General features: G+C 52.5%; 2 protein-coding genes. One reads left to right on the forward strand and one right to left on the reverse strand.

All coding sequences use genetic code 11. The annotated features are described in order from the left end of the window. On the reverse strand, positions 1-263 hold a 263-nt coding region (locus E1189_RS24770), incomplete at its 3' end, for a hypothetical protein (protein WP_230459970.1). A 75-nt stretch (positions 264-338) separates the two neighbouring features. Here E1189_RS24770 and E1189_RS22890 point away from each other — a divergent pair. Then, the coding region (locus tag E1189_RS22890; protein ID WP_230459971.1) for a hypothetical protein at positions 339-1,489 on the forward strand (1,151 nt) is incomplete at its 3' end.

Genomic DNA, 1,489 nt, shown 5'->3' on the forward strand with positions numbered 1-1,489 from the left:
CTGATTCTCCCGGCGTTTACAGCAAACAGGCACAGCAAAAGCAACCGCTGGGCACACATGTGAAAATTATTGTCCTGGCTCACCGGAATCAGCTTCAAAGGGCGAGGCACACCCACTCGAATGCTCCGGGTGCTGATTTCTGGCGTCGTGTCGATCGCCCTGGCAATACGTGGAAAACTGACGACCTTGTAACTGCACAGACTGATGACGCCATGGACGTCGATAACGGCGCATCGCTGGCAGACTATTCTGAATCCAGGCACACGGCAGCTCCTCCCCTCATAGTTAATTGTCATATGCAGCATGACTGGAGACGCCTTCTCTTTGGCGGACCTGGCGTGGATACGAAGGGCAGAATACGCCATGTTCAAGGGGCGCTGGCCATGGCACAGCCGGGGCAGGCAATAATACTCAAGGGTGCGGATTGGTCCGATCTGACGTTTCAACAGAAGATAACCTCGCTGCAAGAGCGAAAGCGGTATGAGAGTAATGGCCAGACCTGTTACCTGCCAGACCATGTTCAGTTTTACCGGGCCAGTGTCGGTAAGGGAGAACTGGCCAGTTTGTATGAGGCATCCGTTGAACGGGTGACCACTCCCCCTGAAAAATCTATTGTTGTGAATCCATGTACTCTCAGGGAATGGCTGAATCCCGCCATGATCAATGAAGCGGGTTACAGCGTTCTTAACACAGCATTAGAGAACCAGATTCAGTCCGGAGCTACGGTGACTGTCACGTCTTCCTTGAGTGAACCCCTGTGGTTTATGCTACTGAACCGGCTGCAGGCTATTGGGCACAGCATGGGCCAGAAACCCAAAATCTTTCTGGCCCATGCCGAAGGTCAGCCAGAGCAGTTGAGGTTATCCGAAAACAGCCCGACAGATGTGCAGCAAAAGATATTCAGGCATCCGGCCGTGCATGCTGCCACTTACAGTGATGAAACACAGATATCGGAATGGGTGCAGACACGGGAAACGTCCCCTCTTGTCATCCGGGTGACAGATCAGACCCACCTTGGGCAACTGTTCGACGATCTCCATGTCCGGTCAGAGCGCACTCCGCACTTTGGCCGGAATGCCACACAATTCCAGCAGGCCCTTCAGCAAGGAAGGGAGGTTGTGATTCTTGGCCTTGAGAAAAATCCCGAGCTTCAACAGGCTCTGGAATCGCTTTGCTGCAATCCCCCCTCAGTTATGGTGAATGGCTCATTGCTGAAATATCCGAAAGCCCGCCTCTGCCTGCTATGGCCACAATCAAAACGCTGTACCTCCCTGCTATGGAAGGAGGCTATTCAGTCAGCAGAGCCATTGCCTGAAGCCGATATGTGGCGTTCAGCAGCCAGGCGGCATGGTATAGACCGCGACCAGATCCCCAAAACAGTGCTGAATAAAATCTATGAGATTTATGGCAATATCCCAAAAGACATCATTCAAACAATAGGGGCATTACCTGTTCTGACGAATGGGGGATTGGATAACCTGATTGTCGC

It is taken from the genome of Parendozoicomonas verongulae (assembly GCF_009711465.1).
Lineage (GTDB): Bacteria > Pseudomonadota > Gammaproteobacteria > Pseudomonadales > Endozoicomonadaceae > Sansalvadorimonas > Sansalvadorimonas verongulae.